This window comes from Enterobacter sp. ku-bf2 (assembly GCF_001742765.1).
Lineage (GTDB): Bacteria > Pseudomonadota > Gammaproteobacteria > Enterobacterales > Enterobacteriaceae > Enterobacter > Enterobacter quasiroggenkampii.
The window spans coordinates 239,857-261,178 of the sequence record NZ_MDVW01000012.1 but is presented as its reverse complement, the minus strand read 5'-3'; the positions used below and the strand labels follow the sequence as shown (position 1 = coordinate 261,178).

The window sequence follows — 21,322 nt, the reverse complement described above, 5'->3', positions numbered from 1 at the left end:
GAAACCATGATGAAACTCACCCCACTCAAGGCCCTGAGCCTGATGTTGCTCGGCACCGCATTGAACGCGCATGCCGCCATTAACCTGGACCGCACGCGGATCGTTTTTCCCGAAGGGGACAAGGCAAGCAGCCTGAAAGTCGATAACCAGAGCAAAACCTTACCCTACCTGGCGCTTTCCTGGATTGAAGACGAAAACGGGCGCAAAGAGGACAGCCACTTCATGGCGCTGCCGCCCATTCAGCGTATTGAAGCGGGCGCGTCATCGCAGGTCAGGATTGTGAAGCAGGCGGCGGTTGGGCAGTTGCCGAAGGACAGAGAGTCGCTGTTTTACTTCAACCTGCGCGAAGTTCCGCCCAAAAGCGGCGCCAGCGAGGCGCGCAGCGTTATGCAGGTGGCCATGCAGAGCCGCATTAAGCTGTTCTGGCGGCCAAAAGCCATCACCAAAAAGCCGGGTGATCAAAGCGAAATGCGCATGGAAATTACCGCCACCGCAACGGGGCTCAGCGTACATAACCCCACGCCCTATTACATCACCCTCGCGTGGCTGAGTAAAAATGCGAAAACCCAGCTGCCGGGCTTCGACAGCCTGATGATTGCTCCGTTTGCCACGGCGTCCACCTCTACCGGCGACTACCACGGGAGCTACTACAGCGTGGGTTACATTGATGATTACGGCGCGCTGAAAAAAGTGGACGTTACCTGTGCGGGTAAGGCGCCATGCCAGCTCAGCGAGCGGAAGGGTCAAAACAATGCGCAAGCTCGTTAATTGTCTGTTTTTGCTGCTGTTCACCCTGCTGCCCGTCAGAGAGGCGCTGGCGCTTGACTGCTATCTCGGCGTTTCCGGCGGGCCCGTCGAGGAGACAAAAACGATCTCCCCTTTTGCCATTCCCAGCAACGCGCAGGTGGGGGAAAAGATATGGGAATCTGACGATATCAAAGTCCCTGTGACCTGCGACCACAACACCACCAGTAATTTTGAAAAAGAGGACATCTACGCCTGGGTTAACCCCTACCCGTCAGCGTCCGATCCCTACTACGAGCTCGGCGTAACCTATGAAGGGATTGACTACGATGCGACGGGGCAACCCAACGGGGTTGATACCTCCCAGTGCCTTGATAACAAACAGATCACTATCTATACCCCCGCCCAAATCCAGCAAATGGGCTGGGAGAACCGCATCTGTTCCGGCAATGCGAACGACATTCACACCTCACGCACGTTCATCGTGCGCTTTCGTCTGTACGTCAGAATCAAGGTCATGCCGCCGCACGGCTACGTCAGCACGCTCGGGGACTATATCGTGGTGCAGTTCGACGGCAAGGGCGGCGTCAACCAGATGTCCGACGCGAAAAACCTGAAGTATCATATTAATGGCCTGAACAATATCACCGTGCTGGACTGCGGGGCGACCTTCAGCATCTATCCGGAAAATCAGGAGATTGATTTTGGTACGTTCAGCGCTCGCGACATAATGAATCAGGGAAAGCGAACGCGCACGTTCTCGGTCAGAACGACCAAGATACAGGACGCCGAGTGTTCCGATGGGTTTAAAATGGATTCGTCGTTCTATACGAACGAGACGCTGAGCGAAGAAGATACCGCCCTGCTCATCGGTAACGGCCTGAAATTACGCATCCTGAACGGAACGCAGCCCTACACCTTTAACCGATACGAAGAGTATGCCGATTTTACCGGCAGTACGTTGCAGTACGAACAGACCTATACCGCTGAGCTGACGCCGGTGCCGGGAAAAGCGATCCAGTCCGGACCGTTTGAAACCGTGGTGCTGTTCAAAATTAACTACCACTAAACGAAAAAAAGCCGGGTTTCCCCGGCTTTTTCACATCAGCAGTTTCAGCTGGCTTTGCGCTCGTGCGCCTGGCGGTACTCGACAAGATCTTCAATCGTGACCACCGGCATGTTGTGCAGACGCGCAAAGGTGATGCACTCTGGCGCGCGCGCCATGGTGCCGTCATCGTTGGTCAGTTCACACAGCACGCCCGCAGGTTTGAAGCCCGCCAGCGTCACCAGATCGATGGTCGCTTCGGTGTGGCCGCCGCGGGTCAGGACGCCGCCCGCCTGCGCGCGCAGTGGGAAGACGTGGCCTGGACGATGCAGATCGGAGGGCTTCGCATCATCAGCAATGGCGGCACGTACGGTGGTCAGACGGTCAGCCGCAGACACACCGGTGGTCACGCCATGCGCCGCTTCAATGGTCACGGTAAAACCGGTCCCAAAGGCGCTGGTGTTGTTTTCGACCATCATTGGCAGCTCAAGCTGCTTACGACGATCTTCGGTAATACACAGGCATACGATGCCGCTGCCGTGACGGATGGTCAGCGCCATCTGTTCAACGGTCATGTTTTCGGCGGCGAAAATCATGTCGCCTTCGTTTTCACGGTTTTCATCGTCAAGCACCATCACACCGCGGCCTTCGCGCAGTGCATCCAGTGCATGTTCAACACGTTGAGTTGAAGTGCCAAAAGAGGAAAGTAGCGTCTGATTCATGGTAAAAAAACCTCATTAACATTATGGTTACCAGAATCAGGGCAGTCTTAGGAGCGCCGTATAAGCGGCAAAAAGATAACGTGAGCGGGCCCATGCCCGACTGGATCGTTACTCTCTCCCATCCGGACTCTAACCGTCGGCCCCGGAATTACACCGGATCTGCTGACCTTTGAGAATTCACCCAAAGCGCTCGCGGGCTTTCAGCGTTAAGCTGATTTACCGCCGGTGGGGAATTTCGCCCCGCCCTGAGAATAAGCGAGATAACTATAACGCTATTGATTATCCTGGGCAATGCATAAGCATCAAACAATTTTGTTTACCCCGGGCATGACGCGCTACAATGGACACTGACACCTTTCCATCAAGGGAAACGACAATGATTGACCCGAAGAAAATTGAGCAAATTGCGCGTCAGGTTCATGAATCCATGCCGAAAGGCATTCGTGAATTTGGTGATGACGTTGAGAAGAAAATCCGCCAGACGCTGCAGGCGCAGTTGGTTCGCCTTGATCTAGTCAGCCGCGAAGAGTTTGACGTGCAGACGCAGGTTCTGCTGCGCACCCGCGAGAAGCTGGCACTGCTGGAACAGCGTCTGACCGAGCTGGAAAACCGCAATGCGCCGGAAGAAGTGAAGCCGGCACCGGCTATTCCACCGGTGGACGACCAGGAGTAAGTGCGGCCTGTTGTGCCCGGTGGCGGCTACGCCTTACCGGGCCTACATGAACGCGTAGGTCGGGTAAGGCGCAGCCGCCACCCGACATAAAAAAACGGGCCAACTGGCCCGTTTTTTTTACTGACTGTCTTTCTGGATCTTCTTGATGATGTTGGTGGTGGAACACCCGTCCTCAAAGTTGAGCACCATCACCTCGCCGCCGTTGGCCCAGACTTCTTCGCTGCCTGCGATTTGCTCCGGCTTGTAATCCCCGCCTTTCACCAGCAGGTCCGGCAGAATACCGGCAATCAGGCGCTGCGGCGTGTCTTCTTCAAACGACACCACCCAGTCCACGGCTTCCAGCGCGCCGAGCACGATCATACGCTGCTCCAGCGGGTTCACCGGACGGGTTTCCCCCTTCAGACGTTTGGTCGACGCATCGCTGTTCACTGCCACAATCAGACGATCGCCCAGCTTGCGCGCATTCGCCAGATAGGAGACATGGCCCGCGTGCAGAATGTCGAATACGCCGTTGGTCATTACCACTTTCTCACCGCGCTTGCGCGCGGCGGCGACGGCCACTTTAAGCTCGTCTTCGGTCATCACACCGAAACCGGTGTCAGCACGGCCGCGCACCGCGTTTTCCAGCTCGATTGGGGACACGGTTGAGGTACCGAGTTTACCGACGACCACACCCGCCGCGGCGTTAGCGAAGTAGCACGCCTCTTCCAGGGTGTTACCCGCGGCCAGCGTCGCCGCCAGCACGCCGATCACCGTATCACCGGCACCGGTCACGTCGTACACTTCCTGCGCCTGGGTTGGCATATGCAGCGGCGCCTTGCCCGGCTGCAGCAGCGTCATCCCCTGCTCGGAGCGGGTCACCAGCAGCGCAGAGAGCTCGAAGTCAGCAATGATCTTCATGCCGCGCTCAACCAGCTCTTCCTCGGTTTTGCATTTGCCCGCCACCGCTTCAAACTCGGAGAGGTTTGGCGTCAGCAGGGTTGCGCCGCGATAGCGCTCAAAGTCGGTGCCTTTCGGGTCGATCAGCACCGGTACGCTGGCCTTACGCGCCAGCTGGATCATCGTCTGCACGCTGGCCAGCGCGCCTTTCGCGTAGTCGGACAGCACCAGCGCGCCGATATTGCCCAGCGCCTGGTTAATGCGCTCGTGCAGCGGTTCGGGATCAACGCCTTCGAATCCTTCTTCAAAGTCGAGGCGGATCAGCTGCTGGTTGCGTGACAGCACGCGCAGCTTGGTGATGGTTGGGTGGGTCGGAACCGAAACGAAGTCGCACTTCACGTTCACGTCCGCCAGCGACTTGCTCAGCGCGCGCGCCGCATCGTCGATACCGGTCAGGCCAACCAGACGCGAGTGCGCGCCCAGAGAGGCTATGTTCATCGCCACGTTTGCCGCGCCGCCGGGACGCTCTTCAATGGTGTCGACCTTAACCACCGGTACCGGTGCTTCCGGAGAGATGCGGCTGGTCGGTCCATACCAGTAGCGATCCAGCATCACATCCCCAACAACCATTACTCCAGCACGTTCAAACTCTGGCAGTGTTACTTTCATTCCTGACTCCAGAAAGATTCACAATTTGCGCGCGATAATATCACACTTGATTTGTTACGCACGGTTCCACCAGCCACTTCTGCCAGCTGGCCGTTACCTGAGCGCGTTCTGCGACAAAACAGTCCAGCGCCACGTGGCCCGGCTGCTCCTGCAGCGCCAGGTGATGAAGCTCGTCACGCAGCGTCGTGTAGGCGCGGGTTAAGGCCTGCGCCTCCTGCTCGTCCATGATGTCGTTTTGCGCCAGCAGTTCCAGAATGCGCACGTTATCGGACCAGCGGGTCAGCTTCGGCTTGTCGTGCGCGTGGAGCAGCACCAGATACTGGGTAATGAACTCAATATCGGTAATCCCGCCCTCGTCGGCTTTGATATCAAAGCGATCACGGTGTTTATTACCCAGGTGCGCGCGCATTTTCTCGCGCATCTCGCGCACTTCGGTCTGCAGCGTACTGCCCTCGCGCGGGGTGGTCATGACGTCCTTACGAATGGCATCGAACTGCGTTTTGAGTTGCGGATCGCCATACACCACGCGGGCGCGCACCAGCGCCTGATGCTCCCACGTCCAGGCTTCATTCTTCTGGTAATCGGCGAAGGATTCCGTTGAGGTGACCAGCATGCCCGCCGCGCCGGACGGACGCAGGCGCGCATCGACTTCATACAAAATGCCCGACGAGGTGCGGGTGCTGAACAGGTGCATAATGCGCTGGGCCAGGCGCAGATAGAACTGACGCCCGTCAATCTCGCGCTCGCCGTCGGTCATCACGTCAACCGGGCAGTCGTGCAGGAAGATTAAATCCAGATCGGAGCTGTATCCCAGCTCCCAGCCGCCGAGCTTGCCGTAACCGACCACGGCAAAGCCTCGCCCCTCACGATCAGCAAGGTGCTTCGGCTGGCCGTAGCGGGCCACCATCTGCACCCACGCCTGCTGCACGACCGCGTCGATGATCGCCTCCGCGAGCCAGGTTAAGTGATCGCTCACTTTCATCACCGGCAGCGTTCCGGCGATGTCCGCCGCCGCCACGCGCAGCATCTGGGCCTGCTTAAACTGGCGCAGCGCCTCCAGTTGCTGCTCTTCGTCCTCTTCCGGCACGCGCAGCAGATACTGACGCAGCTCGTCCCGGTAGGCATCCGTCGCCGTGGGTTGATACAGGGTATTCGGATCGAGCAGTTCATCCAGCAGCAGCGGATAGCGCGCCAGCTTGTTGGCCACCATAGGGGAGGCGGCGCAGAGCGTAATCAGGTGCTTGAGTGCCCCCGGAAACTCGCTCAAAAGTTCAAGGTACGTGGTACGCGTGATGATCCCGCTCAGCAGCGGCATCATGCGCGACAGCGGCACCGGCGCATCCGCCCGCGAGCAGACCTCGCTCAGCAGGTGCGGCATCAGGTGATCAAGCACCTGTCGACCACGCGGGCCGATGGCGCGCTTGTTCAGCTCAAGACGGAAATCGGCAATCAGCGCCACCACGCGATGGCGCGCGTCGTCGGTTAAATGCGTCAGCACCGGCGTGGTGTCATCTTCCTGGAGCGCGTCCTGCCACAGCTCGCGCCAGTGCTCGGAAAGCGCATCGTCCTGCGATTCACTTTCATCATCACCAATCAGTTCGTTAAAGATGCGGCGCACGCCTGCCATATGGGCATCGAGCCGTTCGGTCAGCGTTGACCAGTCATCCACGCGCATGCCCCAGGCCAGACGCGCCCGGTTAAGGTCATCCCCCGGCAGGGTCTGGGTCTGTTCGTCGTTGATGCTTTGCAGCAGGTTTTCCAGACGACGCAGGAACAGATAGGTCTCGCGCAGGGTTTGCGCGTCGCCGTCCGGCAGCAGGTGAAGCTGCTCGATGGCGCTCAGCGTCGGGAGCAGCGAGCGGGATTGCAGCGACGGCTCGCGCCCGCCGCGAATCAGCTGGAAGACCTGGACGATAAATTCGATTTCGCGAATACCACCCGCGCCAAGCTTGATGTTGTCCTTCAGCCCACGACGGCGAACCTCACGGGCAATCATCCCTTTCATATTGCGCAGGGACTGGATGACGCTGAAGTCGATATAGCGACGGAACACGAACGGGCGCAGCATGGCACGCAGTTCGTTGGCGTAGGCGTCATCGCTGTCGCCCATGATCCGCGCTTTGACCATCGCATAACGCTCCCAGTCGCGCCCCTGCTCCTGGTAGTAATCCTCCAGCGCGGCAAAGCTCAGCACCAGCGGCCCGCTATCGCCGAACGGACGCAGGCGCATGTCCACGCGGTAGACAAAACCATCCTGCGTCGGCTGATCCAGCGCCTTAATCAGACGCTGACCGAGACGGGTAAAGAACTGGGCGTTGTCCAGCTCGCGACGGCCGCCGCGTGTGGAGCCGTTCTCAGGCCAGGCGAAAATCAGATCGATATCGGAGGAAAAGTTCAGCTCGCAACCGCCCAGCTTGCCCATCCCCAGAATCAACAGCGGCTGAGGAACCCCTTCCTCGCTGCACGGCGTGCCCCACTCTTTACAGCAGGCGGCGTAGAGCCAGTCGCGCGCGGCGACAATCAACGTCTGCGCCAGCTCGCTTAACTGCTGCAGCGTACTCTCTTCACTCACCAGCTCTAGCGCCTGCGCCCAGGCAATGCGCACCATCACACGACGGCGGAACTGACGCAGGACGCGCATCAGCGTCGCCTCATCCGCGACGTCTTCAAGCGCGGCCTGCAGCCAGCCGGCATAGTGCCGCCACTCGTCCGCCTGCGGCGGTGCGTTCTCAAGCTCCGCCAGCCAGTCCGGGTAGACGGCGATGCTTTCCTGCACAAAATCACTGAAGGTGAGCACGCTTTTCGCCTGCTCGCTTAACGATGACGCCGGTAATGACTCAGGCAGACGTTCGCAAACGGTCTGCCACTGCTGCTGTAACGGTGAAGAAAGCGGCATTCTAGGGGTTCCTTGCCAGAGTTAACGTTTTCCGCTGTGCAGCCAGTACGGCTCCTGCGAAATGGCCTCATTACGGAAATGCTCAATTTCAATATGCTGACGGGTTTCGATGGCATGCTTCAGCCCCTGCCAGTTTTCCAGCCACGCCTGCGCCTGTGGCCCGTCGTAGGCACCGGAAAGGAGCAGCATGCTGTCGATGTTGCGCGAAAGACGGGGAAGCTGATCGCCATACTTATCGCCGAGCGGATACGCAAAGGTGCTCTTCAGTTCAGCGGCATGACGGGAAAGATGAATGTCCGCGAAACGCTTAAAGTTTTCCGCGATTTTGGCCTCGGCTTTCGCATCCAGGAAGGCGCGCCAGCCGCGCGTGACCAGAAACTCGGTCAGCGCCAGTTTTGCCGAAGCGGCTTGCGGGCTGTAAATCGCCGTTTGCGCCGAGACGTCCGAGAGCATCAGCGTTTCGGTTTGCGTCAGCAGATCACGTAAGTGAGCGCTCGCTTTGCGAGGAACGATACCGCCGAACAGCGCCAGGGTATGGCGCACCAGGGCAATCGCCGCGAGCACGTGGGATTTGGCGTTTTTCACATTTCGCACCCACAGCTCTTCGTGGTACTGCCACTGCGAAAGCGCCAGCTCCAGCGCGGCTTCCAGCCCCTGCTCAACGCTGGCTTTCGGCGCAACGCGCAAAATGGTCGTCTCTTTCAGGACGCGCGGCGCATTTCCGGCCGCCAGATGGTAACCCCGCGCGGCTTTACTCAGGCTTCCCTGACGCAGTCCGGACTGGCTCACCAGCCTGCGCGCCAGCTTCAGCACGTCATTCGCGTCCCCTTCCAGCAGTTCAAGCTCCAGTTCACAAATGGGTTCCTGGAACTCCCCCGCCTTCACCTCACCGAGATCGAGAGCGATTTCGATGCGGCTTTTACCTTCCGTCACCAGCCATTTCTCGCGCCAGAAATCGGTGCTGAACAGCGGCTGCACCTGTTCTGCCAGCGTGGCAGGCAGCTCGCCTTCCGGCCAGACGTCCGTCGGGAAGCGTTCGAGCTCAAGTTCTGGCTGACTGATGTCGATATTGTATTCCGGACGCTGATGTAACCCGCCGACCACGCGGCCGGCAATTTTCATCGTCATCTCGTAGCGCCCGCTCGCGCCACGGATGCGCAGCCCCATATCGTGACGGCGCAGCCAGTTGTCCGGCGTTTCGTAATAGATATTAAGCAGTTGTACCGGTGCATGGTGTTCGCCGGAGAGCGTATGCAGATGCTGGCGGAGTGCGTCAACGCTGTCTTTTTCGACGATAAATTTTAATTCGATTTCCTGAGCCATAGCCTTGTACTTTTGCGGGCGTCACAGACGCGTCAATGAGGGCGAACTTCCTCGCCATTTGTTTGTCAGTACATAGTATTTTGCGCCAAATTGCCATGCAATGAGCAATTTGTCGGGCGTAAATGTCCAGAGTCGTGACACAGATGATTCTGATTGCTGACGAATGCTTTGCGTAGAGACACTGTTGCCACTACTATCGTTCCACTATTTATGAAAATAACGACTAATGATGCTTAAATTACGCCTGATTGGACTTACTTTACTCGCTTTTAGCGCCGCAACAGCCGTGCACGCTGAAGAGAAGCGTTACGTTTCTGACGAACTGAACACCTGGGTACGCAGTGGCCCCGGAGATAATTATCGCCTCGTGGGCACGGTCAATGCCGGCGAGGAAGTCACCCTGTTACAGACCAACGCGGACACCAACTACGGTCAGGTTCGAGACAGTTCTGGCCGTACGTCCTGGATCCCGCTGAAAGAGCTGAGCACCGTGCCAAGCCTGCGCACCCGCGTGCCGGATCTGGAAAATCAGGTGAAAACCCTGACCGACAAGCTGAACAACATCGACGGAACCTGGAACCAGCGTACCGCCGAAATGCAGCAGAAAGTGGCGCAGAGCGACGGTGTGATTAACGGGCTGAAAGAAGAGAACCAGAAGCTGAAAAACGAGCTGATTGTCGCGCAGAAGAAAGTGAATGCCGCCAACCTGCAGCTCGATGACAAACAGCGCACCATCATCATGCAGTGGTTTATGTATGGCGGCGGCGTGCTGGGCGTCGGTCTGGTGCTGGGTCTGGTTCTGCCGCACCTGATCCCAAGCCGTAAGCGTAAAGATCGCTGGATGAACTAATTCGTCTTCTCTGCCAGACTTACGTATCATTCTGGAAAAGAGAAAACGGGAGTGTCAGGCGTGAAGAGTTATCTGGTCGGTGGTGCGGTTCGTGATGCGTTGTTAGGTCTGCCGGTCAAAGATAAAGACTGGGTGGTGGTGGGCGCCACCCCGGAAGAGATGCTCGACGCGGGCTACCAGCAGGTAGGCCGCGATTTTCCCGTGTTCCTGCACCCGAAAAGCCGCGAAGAGTATGCCCTGGCGCGTACCGAGCGGAAATCAGGTTCGGGCTATACGGGCTTCACCTGCTATGCCGCGCCTGACGTCACGCTGGAGGAAGATCTCCTGCGTCGCGATCTGACTATTAACGCGCTGGCGCAGGACGAGCACGGCCAGATTGTTGACGCTTATGGCGGCCAGGACGATCTGCGCAACCGTCTTTTACGCCACGTCTCCCCGGCGTTTTCTGAAGATCCGCTCCGCGTGCTGCGCGTGGCGCGTTTTGCCGCGCGTTACGCCCATCTCAGCTTCCGTATTGCCGATGAGACAATGGCGCTGATGACCGCCATGACCGGGGCGGGCGAGCTTGAACACCTGACGCCAGAGCGCGTCTGGAAAGAGACGGAGAATGCCCTCACCACGCGTAACCCGCAGGTCTTTTTCCAGGTCCTGCGCGACTGTGGCGCGCTGAAGGTGCTGTTCCCGGAAATAGACGCGCTGTTTGGCGTCCCGGCTCCGGCGAAATGGCACCCGGAAATTGATACCGGCGTGCACACGCTGATGACCCTGAGCATGGCGGCCATGCTCAGCCCTGACGTGGACGTGCGTTTTTCCACCCTGTGCCACGATCTGGGCAAAGGCTTAACGCCAAAAGAGCTCTGGCCACGGCACCACGGGCACGGTCCGGCCGGGGTGAAGCTGGTCGAGGGGCTGTGCCAGCGTCTGCGCGTGCCGAACGAAATCCGCGATCTGGCGAAACTGGTGGCCGAATTCCACGATCTGATCCACACCTTCCCCATCCTGAAACCGGCCACCATCGTTAAGCTTTTCGATAACATCGACGCCTGGCGCAAACCCCAGCGCGTGGAGCAAATCGCGCTGACCAGCGAAGCTGACGTGCGCGGACGTACCGGGTTTGAAGCGTGCGACTACCCGCAGGGACGTTTACTGCGTAAAGCCTGGGAGGTAGCGAAAGCGGTGCCGACGAAGGACGTCGTCGAGGCGGGATTCAAAGGACCGGAAATTCGCGAAGAACTCACGAAACGGCGAATTCAGGCGGTCTCTGACTGGAAGGAAAAGCATTGCCCTCAGCCAAAAGACTGAGGGCCATCGGTCAGAAGAAGACCACGTATACCGCAGCGGCAACGATGAAGCGATAGATCGCGAACGGAATGAACGAGATACGCTTAATCAGCTGCAGGAAGGTTTTGATGGCAATCAGCGCCACGATAAACGCGGTGATGAAGCCAACGGCGAACATGGGAATGTCGCCCGTGGTGAGGAAACCGATGCTTTTATAGAGGTCAAGCGCGGTGGCACCCATCATCATCGGCACCGCCAGCAGGAAAGAGAACTCTGACGCGGCGTAACGGCTTACGCCCATCAGCATCCCGCCGGAGATGGTTGCGCCTGAACGCGAGAAGCCCGGCCACAGCGCCAGACACTGGAAGCAGCCAATGATAAACGCCTGACGATACGTCATATCGTCCAGCCCTTCCGCGCGCGGCGTTTTTGGCTTCAGCACTTCCGCGGCGATCAGCAGGAAGCCGCCCACCACCAGCGCGTACATCACGTTAATCGGGTTAAACAGCGATTTGATGGCGTCGTGGAAAACCAGACCCAGCACCACTGCCGGGACCATCCCGAGCAGAATATGGATCAGCGACAGGCGGCCTTTACTCATCCCTTCGTGCTGCGGCGGACGGCCAAAATGGATACCGATCAGGCCAAACAGACGGCGCCAGAACATCACCACCACCGCCAGAATCGAACCCAGCTGGATAACCACTTCGAACGTTTTGGCGGTATCGCCTTCAAAACCCAGCAGATGGCCAACGATAATCATATGGCCGGTACTGGAAACCGGTAAAAACTCCGTCAATCCTTCGACCACACCCAGTATTGCCGCCACCAGCAGCGAGTGCATATCGCTCATCTATAAACCCCTAAAAAAATATAAAAAAAACGGTCGCCCCAACGGCTACCGTGAAAGATACAGCTATAAGACAGATATAACCTAAAAGGGTTTAGCTATTATGACGTTAAATCTTGCCTTTCAGATTTGTGCCACGCTCGATGATGACGCCAACGTTGGCGGCGCGCGCCACCGCGCCCGGCTTGCTCAGCTTGATGCGCACCCACGGTGAGTTGAATTTTTTCAGCAGCAGTTCTGCGACTTCTTCCGCCACCCGTTCGACCAGCGCAAAACGTTGCCCTTCAACGTGGGCGATGACCGTTTCACTGATATCGGCGTAGCTCAGACAGTCATTCACGTCATCACTTTTTGCCGACTTGCGGTTATCCCAGCCCATTTCGATATCGAACACCAGCTTCTGCTCGATGGTCTGTTCCCAGTCGTAAACACCAATAGTGGTGATTACCGAAAGTTGCTCTATAAATACAATATCCATCACGACCTGCCTGCTTTTTGGCTAAACCGGATACCACTTCCGGCGAATTATGCGTATTATCCACAGATGCTGAGAATACAGATACATTTTCAAAACGGAACAGCGTTATGAGTGCAATCGCGCCTGGAATGATCCTCCTCGCCTATCTTTGCGGCTCAATCTCCAGCGCCATTCTGGTCTGCCGCATCGCCGGGTTACCTGACCCGCGTGAAAGTGGTTCCGGGAATCCGGGAGCGACCAACGTACTACGAATTGGCGGCAAGGGAGCAGCCGTAGCGGTTTTGATTTTTGATGTTCTGAAAGGGATGTTGCCCGTCTGGGGCGCGTATGCGCTGGGCGTCACGCCGTTCTGGCTGGGGCTTATTGCGATTGCTGCCTGTGTCGGCCACATCTGGCCCGTATTCTTCGGTTTTAAAGGCGGCAAAGGTGTGGCGACCGCCTTTGGTGCCATTGCGCCTATCGGCTGGGACCTGACCGGCGTGATGGCCGGGACCTGGCTACTGACCATTCTGCTGAGCGGCTATTCGTCGTTGGGCGCCATCGTCAGCGCGCTTATCGCGCCGTTCTACGTCTGGTGGTTCAAGCCCCAGTTTACCTTCCCGGTGTCGATGCTCTCCTGCCTTATCTTGCTGCGTCATCACGATAATATTCAGCGCCTGTGGCGTCGTCAGGAGACAAAAATCTGGACGAAGCTCAAGAGGAAGAAAAAAGACGCCCCGTAAGGTTAGTTATGCCTTATAGCCAAATGTGATTTTGGTCACCTTCTGCCTGTGGTAACTGTTAATGACACAACACAACCACATCAGAAGAAAATGGCAGAAATCACAGAAACCACTCCCCTTTCAACGGCAGGAAAACACCCCGATGGCGACATCCAGTGGGTGCGCAGCGCCTCGGATGTCTCACGCCTCGTTAATGACGGTTCTCAGGGTCGGGCCAACGCCCGTATCGTGGTCGGTATCGCGCTGGGCGGGATTTTCCTCGATGCCTACGATCTGGGCGCGCTGGCCTTCGGCATTAAAGACATCACCCGCGAATTTAACCTGACGCCCGCCGGTACCGGCATGGTGGCCTCGGCCATTACCTTTGGCGCCATTGTCGGGGCGCTGCTCGGCGGTTATCTCACGGATAAAATCGGGCGCTATCGCGTCTTTATGGCTGATATGGTGTTCTTCGTCGTAGCGGCTATTGCCTGTGCGCTGGCTCCGAACGAATATGTGCTGGCGGGTGCCCGCTTTGTCATGGGGCTTGGCGTCGGGATCGACCTTCCCGTGGCGATGGCGTTTTTAAGCGAGTTCGCCAGGCTGAAAGGCCCCGGCAATAAGGCCTCCAGCGTCGCCATGTGGTGCCCCACCTGGTATGCCGCCATCAGTATCTCCTACCTGCTGGTGCTTTTCTTCTACGCCGTGCTGCCGGAAAGCCACAGCGACTGGCTGTGGCGTTTGATTCTCGGCTTTGGTGCCGTGCCGGCGCTGGTGATTATTGCCATCCGCAGTCGCTATATGAGCGAATCGCCGGTCTGGGCGGCAAATCAGGGCAACCTGAAGGAGGCAGCGTCCATTTTACGCCACTCATACAACATCAATGCCCACGTGCCGCAGGATGCGCTGAGCCAGCCAGCCCCCGTCGTGAATAAAGCGAAATGGTCCAATTACCTGAACCTGTTCCGCGGGATCTATCTGCGGCGCACCACGCTCGCCACGCTGCTGTCCGTCGTCTCCTCGTTCGCCTATAACGCGGTGGCGTTTGGTCTGCCGGTGATCATCTCCAGCTTCTTTGTCCAGTCGATGCTGACCACCATCCTGATATCTCTGGCGCTTAACCTTCTGTTTGCCTTCGTTGGCGGACTGCTGGCGGTACGCTACGTGCCGCGCTTCGGCGCCTGGCGGATGTCGCTGGCGGGTTACGCCTGCCAGCTGGTCGCGCTGCTGGGCCTGGGGTTGATTGGTCGTCCGGAAGGCGCCACCGAAGGCGTGCTTGCCGTGGCGATGCTGGCGCTCTTCCTGTTCGGCCAGGGCTTCGGCCCGGGCGCGCATACCATGACGTTTGCCTCGCTGAGCTACCCGACCTCGCTGCGCGGCGTTGGCGTGGGCCTTAACCAGACGCTGATGCGCAGCAGCTCGACGCTGTCGCTGTTCCTGTTCCCGCTGCTGGTCGCCTCGCTGGATACCGCCGTGTTCTGGGTAATTGCACTGGCGCCGTTTATCGGCCTGGCCTCGCTGCTGGCGATCCGCTGGGAGCCATCGGGGTATGATGTGGATGCGGAGGATTACCGCTAATGACCTCGCTTCGGTGGGTTAACCCCACCGAAGGATTCTTACAAATCATCCAGCAGCGTTCGGGAAAGTTTTTTCAGCATCTCAAGCTCTTCATCATTCATCCGCATGCTGCAACGTATCTGGTCCGGCAGCGCCATCACCTGCTTTTTCAGTGCGTTAGCCTTCTCCGTCAGAACGACATTTTTCATTCTTTCGTCACCCACAACCGCGATACGGTTGAGAAACCCTTTTGCCTCAAGCTTTTGCACCAGCGGGGTCAATGTGCCCGAATCAAAAAACGTCTTATCGCTGAGATCGCGAAGTGGGATGTTGTCTTTCTCATAAAGCGCCATCAAAACAACAAATTGCGGATAGGTAAGATCCATTTCCTGCAATAAGGGACGATATTGCCGAACGAACGCGTTGGTGACCGAGTACAGTGAGAAGCAAAGTAAATCATCTAACGTCTTGTTTTCTTTCATTTCTCTTTCAACCCTTAGCCAGTTTTATAAAAAAATTATAAATAAAGTTTGACTAAAAGTATCTTGCGCGCAAGTATTATAACAAAAACTTAATAGCGCACTACTTAATTAACATCACTATCTAACACTCGCTTAAAGAGGTACTACCATGAAAACATTAGCCGCCATCCTGGTTTCTTCCGTATTCGCGTCTGCTGCAGCATCCGCCCACACCACCAATACCCCTACCCCGACCGCAGGCGTACAGGCATTTCTTAATGTTCTGAATTCGGGCAAGGGTAAGCCAATGGAACAGATGACCCCGCAGGAGGCCCGCCAGGTACTGATCGGCGCGCAGCAAGGCGCAAAACTGCCGCCCGCTCAGGTTTCAGAAAAAACGATCCAGGTAAATGGTCAGGCGATCAAACTGAAAATAGTGAAACCTGAAAACGCGACCGGCACGCTCCCGGCATTTATGTTCTTCCACGGCGGCGGCTGGGTGCTGGGTGATTTCCCAACCCACGAACGCTTAATCCGAGATCTGGTTCGCGCGTCAGGTGCCGCAGCGGTTTACGTTGATTACACGCCGTCACCTGAGGCCCATTTCCCGGTGGCCATTCATCAGGCCTTTGAAGCGACAAAATGGGTAGCCGAGCACGGTCAGGAAATTGGCGTGGACGGTAGCCGTCTGGGTCTGGTCGGTAACAGCGTGGGCGGCAATATGGTGGCTTCCGTGGCGCTGCAGGCAAAACAATTTAATGGGCCAAAAATTCGCTACAACGTCATGCTCTGGCCTGTGACCGATGCGAATTTTGATACTGCCTCGTATAATCAGTTCGAGAACGGCTATTTCCTGTCGAAAAACATGATGAAATGGTTCTGGGATAACTACACCACCAACGCGGCCGATCGCAACAATATCCTTGCCTCTCCGCTTCGCGCCAGCGCCGCGCAGTTGAAAGGCTTCCCGGAGACGCTGATTCAGACAGCAGAGCTGGATGTTCTGCGGGATGAAGGTGAAGCATTCGGGCGTAAGCTGGATGCGGCTGGCGTCCCGGTGACCGTCACGCGCTATAACGGCATGATCCACGATTACGGCCTGCTCAATCCACTGAGCGAAGAGCCTACGGTCAAGGTTGCCCTGGAGCAGGCTGGCGCAGCGCTGCATGAGCACCTGAAATAACGGCATCGCGATGTTTGTCAGACAGCACGCCCTCCGGGCGTGCTTTTTTGTTTCGTCTTAACCGCTATCCATAAGCGACTCATATGACAGCCTTCATTTCTGCCAGGGCATACTGAAACGACCCGATGATGAGCAGATGGATGCAGCATGTTAGCAGCTCAGGTCACTGATAATTCATACAAAGGCTGGCAGGCGTCGCTTGCCCTGCAGTTTTGTCACACCCCTGAGAAAACCCTCCTACACTCCGCTCATCACGTCGGGCCGCTTACCGTTCAGCGTCCATTTTATCCCGAAGGCGAGACCTGCCATCTCTATCTTCTGCACCCGCCGGGCGGGGTTGTGGGCGGCGATACGCTGGATATCACCGTGCGTCTGGACGCCAAAAGCCATGCGCTTATCACCATGCCCGGCGCCAGCAAGTTCTATCGTAGCAGCGGCCCGCAGGCTCGCCTGCATCAGCACTTTTATCTCGATGAGGGATCCACGCTGGAGTGGCTGCCGCAGGACACCATTATCTTCCCCGGTGCGAATGCCGCGCTGCGCTCCGTCTTCCACCTGAAGGCCTCCAGCACGCTGCTGGCGTGGGAACTGTACTGCCTGGGACGACCGGTAATCAATGAGACCTTCAGCCACGGCACGCTGGAAAGCCGCCTTGAAGTCTGGGTTGAGGACGAGCCACGCCTGATTGAACGTCAGCACCTTGCCGACGGCGATCTCACGCCCGTCGCCGGGCATCCGTGGATTGGCACGCTGCTGTTCTACCCGGCCAGAGAAGAACATCTCGACGCGGCGCGTGCGCTGCTCGCACCGCTGGATACGTTTGCGGGCGCCACGCTCGCAGACGATCTCATGTCGGTGCGCTTTCTCTCCCACGATAACCTGATTTGTCAGCGGGTGATGCGCGACATCTGGCAGTCGCTTCGCCCGCTTCTCACCACCAAAACCGCCTGTTCGCCGCGTATCTGGCAGACATAAGAGAAACGTTATGGAACTGACCCCCAGAGAAAAAGACAAGTTGTTGCTGTTCACCGCCGCGCTGGTTGCCGAACGCCGCCTTGCGCGCGGGGTAAAGCTCAATTACCCGGAATCGGTCGCGCTGATCAGCGCCTTCATCATGGAAGGCGCGCGCGATGGTGAAACCGTCGCCTCGCTGATGGAGGCAGGCCGCCACGTCCTGACCCGCGACCAGGTGATGGAGGGCGTGCCGGAGATGATCCCGGATATCCAGGTAGAAGCCACCTTCCCGGACGGATCCAAGCTCGTCACCGTCCACAACCCGATCGTCTAAGGAGCGCGTGATGATCCCTGGCGAATACCAGATCCAGCCCGGCACGATTGCGATCAACGTCAGGCGCGAAACCCAAACCGTGATTGTCGAAAATCACGGCGACAGGCCGATCCAGGTCGGATCGCACTATCACTTTTACGAGGTCAACCCGGCGCTGAAGTTTGACCGTGAGGTCACCCGGGGCTACCGGCTGAACATCCCGGCAGGCACCGCCGTGCGCTTTGAGCCCGGCCAGAAGCGCGAAGTGACGCTGGTTCAGGTCACGGGTGCGCAGCGCATTGTCGGCTTTCGCGGCGAGGTAATGGGTGAGGTGAAACATGGCTGAGATTTCGCGCCAGGCCTATGCCGATATGTTCGGCCCCACTACCGGCGATAAAGTGCGGCTGGCCGACAGCGAGCTGTGGATTGAAGTGGAAGACGATCTCACGATCTACGGCGAAGAGGTCAAGTTCGGCGGCGGGAAGGTGATCCGCGACGGCATGGGCCAGGGGCAGATGACCGCAGACGACTGCGTGGATCTGGTGCTGACCAACGCGCTGATCGTCGATCACTGGGGGATCGTGAAAGCCGATATCGGCGTCAAGAACGGGCGGATTTTTGCCGTCGGCAAAGCCGGCAACCCGGACATTCAGCCCGGCGTAACGATCCCGATTGGTGCCGCAACCGAAGTCATCGCCGCCGAAGGGAAGATCGTCACCGCAGGCGGGATCGACACCCACATCCACTGGATCTGCCCGCAGCAGGCGGAGGAGGCGCTGGTCTCCGGCGTCACCACCATGATCGGCGGCGGCACCGGACCCGCAGCGGGCACCAACGCCACCACCTGCACGCCAGGGCCGTGGTATATCGCCCGCATGCTGCAGGCCGCCGATACGCTGCCGGTGAATATCGGCCTGCTCGGCAAAGGTAACGGATCCAATCCGGACGCCCTGCGCGAGCAGATTGCCGCAGGCGCCATCGGGCTTAAGATCCACGAAGACTGGGGCGCGACGCCTGCGGCGATCAACTGCTCGCTGGAGGTGGCCGAAGAGATGGACATTCAGGTGGCGCTGCACAGCGACACGCTGAACGAGTCAGGGTTTGTCGAAGATACACTGGCCGCCATTGGCGGGCGCACCATCCACACCTTCCACACCGAAGGGGCGGGCGGCGGCCACGCGCCGGATATCATCACCGCCTGCGCACACCCGAATATTCTGCCCTCCTCCACCAACCCGACGCTGCCCTACACGGTCAATACCATCGACGAGCATCTCGACATGCTGATGGTTTGTCATCACCTCGACCCGGATATCGCCGAGGACGTGGCGTTTGCCGAATCCCGCATTCGTCGGGAGACCATCGCCGCCGAAGACGTGCTGCATGACATCGGCGCGTTCTCGCTCACGTCGTCAGATTCGCAGGCCATGGGCCGCGTCGGGGAAGTGATTATCCGTACCTGGCAGGTGGCGCACCGCATGAAGGTCCAGCGCGGCGCGCTGCCGGAAGAGACCGGCGAGAACGACAATTTCCGCGTGAAGCGCTACGTCGCCAAATACACCATTAACCCGGCGCTGACCCACGGTATCGCCCATGAAGTGGGCTCGATTGAGGCGGGCAAGCTGGCAGATCTGGTGGTCTGGTCCCCGGCGTTCTTCGGCGTAAAACCCGCCACCATCGTCAAAGGCGGGATGATCGCCTGCGCGCCGATGGGTGACATCAACGCTTCAATCCCCACGCCGCAGCCGGTCCATTACCGCCCGATGTTTGGCGCGCTGGGCGCCGCGCGCCACGCCACAAGACTGACGTTTGTCTCGCAGGCGGCTCACGCGAACGGCATCCCCCAGCAGCTCAACCTGCAGAGCGCCACGGCGGTGGTGAAAGGCTGCCGGACGGTGAAAAAGGCCGACATGATCCACAACGCTCTGCAGCCGAACATCACCGTCGATTCGCAAACCTACGAGGTGCGCGTCGACGGCGAACTGATTACCAGCGAACCGGCTGACGTTCTGCCGATGGCGCAACGCTATTTCCTGTTTTGAGGAGTGATGATGATTTATCTGACCCAACGCCTGGACCATGCGCATCAAACTACCGCCAGCGTCACGCTGCCGATTGACGTGCGGGTGAAAAGCCGCGCCCGCGTGGCGCTTAACGACGGCCGCGAAGCCGGGCTGATGCTGCCGCGCGGCCTGCTGCTGCGCGGGGGCGACCTGCTGACCACCGACGACGGCAGCGAAGTGATCGAAGTGATCGCCGCCCCGGAGTCGGTCTCCGTGGTGCGCTGCGCCGATCCGTTCCTGCTCGCCCGCGCCTGCTACCACCTGGGCAACCGCCACGTGCCGCTGCAGGTTATGCCCGGCGAACTGCGCTATCACCACGATCACGTTCTCGACGACATGCTGCGCCAGTTTGGGCTGGAGGTAACCTACGCCAGCCTGCCGTTTGAACCGGAAGCGGGCGCGTACGCCAGCGATGCCCACAGCCATAGCCACGCTCATACCCATTCACATTAAGGATCCATCATGCGCAAGTTACTCCCCCTGTTACTGCTGGCCTTTTCCGTTCCCGCGCTCGCGCATCCCGGCCACGGCGCCGACAGCTTTCAGGCCGGTTTTTTCCATCCGCTGACCGGGCTCGATCATCTCCTGATGCTGACCGGTGCAGGCGTGCTGTCGGCGCTGAGCGGCCGCAAGCTCCTGCTGCCGTTTGCCACCCTCGGGATGATGCTTGTCGGCGCCGTTGCGGGCAGCCTGCTCGGCGGCTTTAGCGGCATGGAGATACTGATTATCGCCTCGCTGGCGGTCAGCGGCGTGATGATGTTTAAAACCAAAAATCGCCTGCTGCTGGCGGTGCCTGCCCTGGCGATGTTCCACGGCTGGGCGCACGGCGTGGAGATGTCCGGCCATAACTTCTGGCTCTTCACCAGCGGGTTTATGTTCGCCAGCGCCACGGTGCTGTGCGCCAGTTTCGCCGCAGGATTGCTGCTGCGCCGTCACGACGGGCTGCGTAAAACCTTTGGCGGCGGGCTGATTGTGTCCGCCCTGCTGGCGCTGATGAGCTGATGGAGCACGCCCGTCAGAGGCTGCGCCTGATGCAGCTCTCCAGCAGCAGCCTGCCGGTCGGGTCGTTTACCTGGTCGCAGGGGTTGGAGTGGGCCGTTGAGGCGGGCTGGGTCACGGACGCCGACGCCTTTAAACGCTGGCAGATCCAGCAGATGGAGCAGAGTTTTTTCTGCGTCGATCTGCCGCTGTTTCACCGTCTCTGTCAGGCCTGCGATCGGCACGATCTGGCAACGGCCAGACGCTGGACGGCATACCTGCTCGCCTGCCGGGAAACGCGAGAGCTGCGTGAAGAAGAACGCAACCGCGGGGCGGCCTTTACGCGCCTGATTAAAAGCTGGGAGCCGGACTGCCCGGCAGAATGGCTGGCGCTGTGCAGGCAAAGCCAGCTCTGCGGCATGGCGTGGCTCGGCGTGCGATGGGGCATTGACGTGCGCGAGCTGGCGTTGAGCCTGGGATACAGCTGGATTGAGAGCGCGGTCATGGCGGGCGTCAAGCTGGTGCCGTTTGGGCAGCAGGCCGCGCAGCAGTTGATTATCGAACTGAGCGACCATTTTGCCGCCGGGCTTGAACAGGCCTTTTTACGTCGCGACGACGCGCTGGGGGCAGCAACGCCGCTGTCCGCCATCGCCTCCGCGCGCCACGAAACCCAATATTCACGACTATTCCGTTCCTGAGGAG

The 21,322-nt window shown here is 58.7% G+C and carries 22 protein-coding genes and 1 riboswitch; of the genes, 15 read left to right on the top strand and 7 right to left on the bottom strand.

The features are described 5' to 3' along the window. Positions 1–9: 9 nt before the first annotated feature. Positions 10–768, top strand: a complete 759-nt coding sequence (locus BFG58_RS13630) for a molecular chaperone (protein ID WP_069719954.1) — start codon at positions 10–12, stop codon at positions 766–768. Continuing rightward, positions 752–1,813: a type 1 fimbrial protein gene (locus tag BFG58_RS13625; protein WP_069719953.1), complete on the top strand. Its 1,062-nt coding sequence runs from the start codon at positions 752–754 to the stop codon at positions 1,811–1,813. Before BFG58_RS13630 ends, BFG58_RS13625 begins: the two co-directional genes overlap by 17 nt. A gap of 44 nt (positions 1,814–1,857) precedes the next feature. On the opposite strand, the gene ribB is transcribed toward BFG58_RS13625, so the two are convergent. Further along, a complete protein-coding gene (gene ribB / locus BFG58_RS13620; RefSeq protein WP_028017147.1) occupies positions 1,858–2,511 on the bottom strand; it encodes a 3,4-dihydroxy-2-butanone-4-phosphate synthase in 654 nt (217 codons plus the stop codon). Between the two features lie 106 nt (positions 2,512–2,617). Beyond that, positions 2,618–2,768: riboswitch (FMN riboswitch) on the bottom strand. Positions 2,769–2,887: 119 nt separating this feature from the next. On the opposite strand from ribB, the gene ubiK reads away from it, so the two are divergent. Then, positions 2,888–3,184 (top strand): ubiquinone biosynthesis accessory factor UbiK, encoded by a 297-nt coding sequence (gene ubiK / locus BFG58_RS13615; protein ID WP_014071796.1) that lies wholly within the window; start codon positions 2,888–2,890, stop codon positions 3,182–3,184. 117 nt (positions 3,185–3,301) lie between these two features. Here the strand turns inward: ubiK and hldE are convergent, their stop codons facing one another. Genes hldE through BFG58_RS13600 form a run of 3 tightly spaced genes read right to left on the bottom strand, consistent with a single transcriptional unit; the run spans position 3,302 to position 8,951 of the window. Further along, the gene (hldE, locus tag BFG58_RS13610) at positions 3,302–4,732 is read right to left on the bottom strand and encodes a bifunctional D-glycero-beta-D-manno-heptose-7-phosphate kinase/D-glycero-beta-D-manno-heptose 1-phosphate adenylyltransferase HldE (RefSeq protein ID WP_048028982.1); all 1,431 of its coding nucleotides are present in this window, start codon (positions 4,730–4,732) and stop codon (positions 3,302–3,304) included. 40 nt (positions 4,733–4,772) lie between these two features. After that, the gene (gene glnE / locus BFG58_RS13605) at positions 4,773–7,628 is read right to left on the bottom strand and encodes a bifunctional [glutamate--ammonia ligase]-adenylyl-L-tyrosine phosphorylase/[glutamate--ammonia-ligase] adenylyltransferase (protein WP_069719952.1); all 2,856 of its coding nucleotides are present in this window, start codon (positions 7,626–7,628) and stop codon (positions 4,773–4,775) included. 21 nt (positions 7,629–7,649) lie between these two features. Further along, the gene (locus BFG58_RS13600) at positions 7,650–8,951 is read right to left on the bottom strand and encodes an inorganic triphosphatase (RefSeq protein ID WP_069719951.1); all 1,302 of its coding nucleotides are present in this window, start codon (positions 8,949–8,951) and stop codon (positions 7,650–7,652) included. A gap of 229 nt (positions 8,952–9,180) precedes the next feature. On the opposite strand from BFG58_RS13600, the gene BFG58_RS13595 reads away from it, so the two are divergent. Both BFG58_RS13595 and BFG58_RS13590 read left to right on the top strand, forming a co-directional pair. Then, positions 9,181–9,801 carry a TIGR04211 family SH3 domain-containing protein gene (locus BFG58_RS13595; RefSeq protein WP_025912514.1) on the top strand — a complete coding sequence of 207 codons (621 nt, stop codon included), beginning with the start codon at positions 9,181–9,183 and terminating at the stop codon, positions 9,799–9,801. Positions 9,802–9,861: 60 nt separating this feature from the next. Continuing rightward, entirely contained in the window at positions 9,862–11,103 is a 1,242-nt protein-coding gene (locus BFG58_RS13590; RefSeq protein ID WP_063622599.1) for a multifunctional CCA addition/repair protein, read from the top strand. A 10-nt stretch (positions 11,104–11,113) separates the two neighbouring features. On the opposite strand, the gene bacA is transcribed toward BFG58_RS13590, so the two are convergent. Both bacA and folB read right to left on the bottom strand, forming a co-directional pair. Next, complete coding sequence (gene bacA, locus BFG58_RS13585) at positions 11,114–11,935, bottom strand: undecaprenyl-diphosphate phosphatase (RefSeq protein ID WP_023617357.1); 822 nt, start codon at positions 11,933–11,935, stop codon at positions 11,114–11,116. Between the two features lie 106 nt (positions 11,936–12,041). Further along, positions 12,042–12,410, bottom strand: a complete 369-nt coding sequence (gene folB / locus BFG58_RS13580; protein WP_023309215.1) for a bifunctional dihydroneopterin aldolase/7,8-dihydroneopterin epimerase — start codon at positions 12,408–12,410, stop codon at positions 12,042–12,044. Positions 12,411–12,517: 107 nt separating this feature from the next. Here folB and plsY point away from each other — a divergent pair, with 107 nt between their 5' ends. Next, positions 12,518–13,132 carry a glycerol-3-phosphate 1-O-acyltransferase PlsY gene (plsY, locus tag BFG58_RS13575; protein WP_008502955.1) on the top strand — a complete coding sequence of 205 codons (615 nt, stop codon included), beginning with the start codon at positions 12,518–12,520 and terminating at the stop codon, positions 13,130–13,132. A 90-nt stretch (positions 13,133–13,222) separates the two neighbouring features. Further along, positions 13,223–14,689, top strand: coding sequence for an MFS transporter (locus BFG58_RS13570; protein WP_045909990.1), 1,467 nt, complete (start codon positions 13,223–13,225; stop codon positions 14,687–14,689). Between the two features lie 38 nt (positions 14,690–14,727). Here BFG58_RS13570 and BFG58_RS13565 read toward each other — a convergent pair whose 3' ends face one another. Further along, entirely contained in the window at positions 14,728–15,150 is a 423-nt protein-coding gene (locus tag BFG58_RS13565; protein ID WP_023617355.1) for a MarR family winged helix-turn-helix transcriptional regulator, read from the bottom strand. 148 nt (positions 15,151–15,298) lie between these two features. On the opposite strand from BFG58_RS13565, the gene BFG58_RS13560 reads away from it, so the two are divergent. From BFG58_RS13560 to BFG58_RS13525, 8 genes are all read left to right on the top strand, one after another. Then, positions 15,299–16,312: an alpha/beta hydrolase gene (locus BFG58_RS13560; protein WP_023617354.1), complete on the top strand. Its 1,014-nt coding sequence runs from the start codon at positions 15,299–15,301 to the stop codon at positions 16,310–16,312. A 147-nt stretch (positions 16,313–16,459) separates the two neighbouring features. After that, a complete protein-coding gene (locus BFG58_RS13555; RefSeq protein WP_069719950.1) occupies positions 16,460–17,287 on the top strand; it encodes an urease accessory protein UreD in 828 nt (275 codons plus the stop codon). 10 nt (positions 17,288–17,297) lie between these two features. Further along, positions 17,298–17,600: an urease subunit gamma gene (locus tag BFG58_RS13550; protein WP_003862556.1), complete on the top strand. Its 303-nt coding sequence runs from the start codon at positions 17,298–17,300 to the stop codon at positions 17,598–17,600. Positions 17,601–17,610: 10 nt separating this feature from the next. After that, positions 17,611–17,925, top strand: a complete 315-nt coding sequence (locus BFG58_RS13545; RefSeq protein WP_069719949.1) for an urease subunit beta — start codon at positions 17,611–17,613, stop codon at positions 17,923–17,925. After that, the gene (ureC, locus tag BFG58_RS13540) at positions 17,918–19,621 is read left to right on the top strand and encodes an urease subunit alpha (protein ID WP_024906477.1); all 1,704 of its coding nucleotides are present in this window, start codon (positions 17,918–17,920) and stop codon (positions 19,619–19,621) included. The genes BFG58_RS13545 and ureC overlap by 8 nt, the downstream gene beginning before the upstream one ends. Positions 19,622–19,630: 9 nt before the next feature. After that, positions 19,631–20,095 carry an urease accessory protein UreE gene (ureE, locus tag BFG58_RS13535; protein WP_045909994.1) on the top strand — a complete coding sequence of 155 codons (465 nt, stop codon included), beginning with the start codon at positions 19,631–19,633 and terminating at the stop codon, positions 20,093–20,095. Positions 20,096–20,104: 9 nt separating this feature from the next. Beyond that, positions 20,105–20,644, top strand: coding sequence for a HupE/UreJ family protein (locus BFG58_RS13530; protein ID WP_069719948.1), 540 nt, complete (start codon positions 20,105–20,107; stop codon positions 20,642–20,644). Then, positions 20,644–21,318, top strand: a complete 675-nt coding sequence (locus BFG58_RS13525; protein ID WP_024906474.1) for an urease accessory protein UreF — start codon at positions 20,644–20,646, stop codon at positions 21,316–21,318. Before BFG58_RS13530 ends, BFG58_RS13525 begins: the two co-directional genes overlap by 1 nt. Positions 21,319–21,322 lie beyond the last annotated feature (4 nt).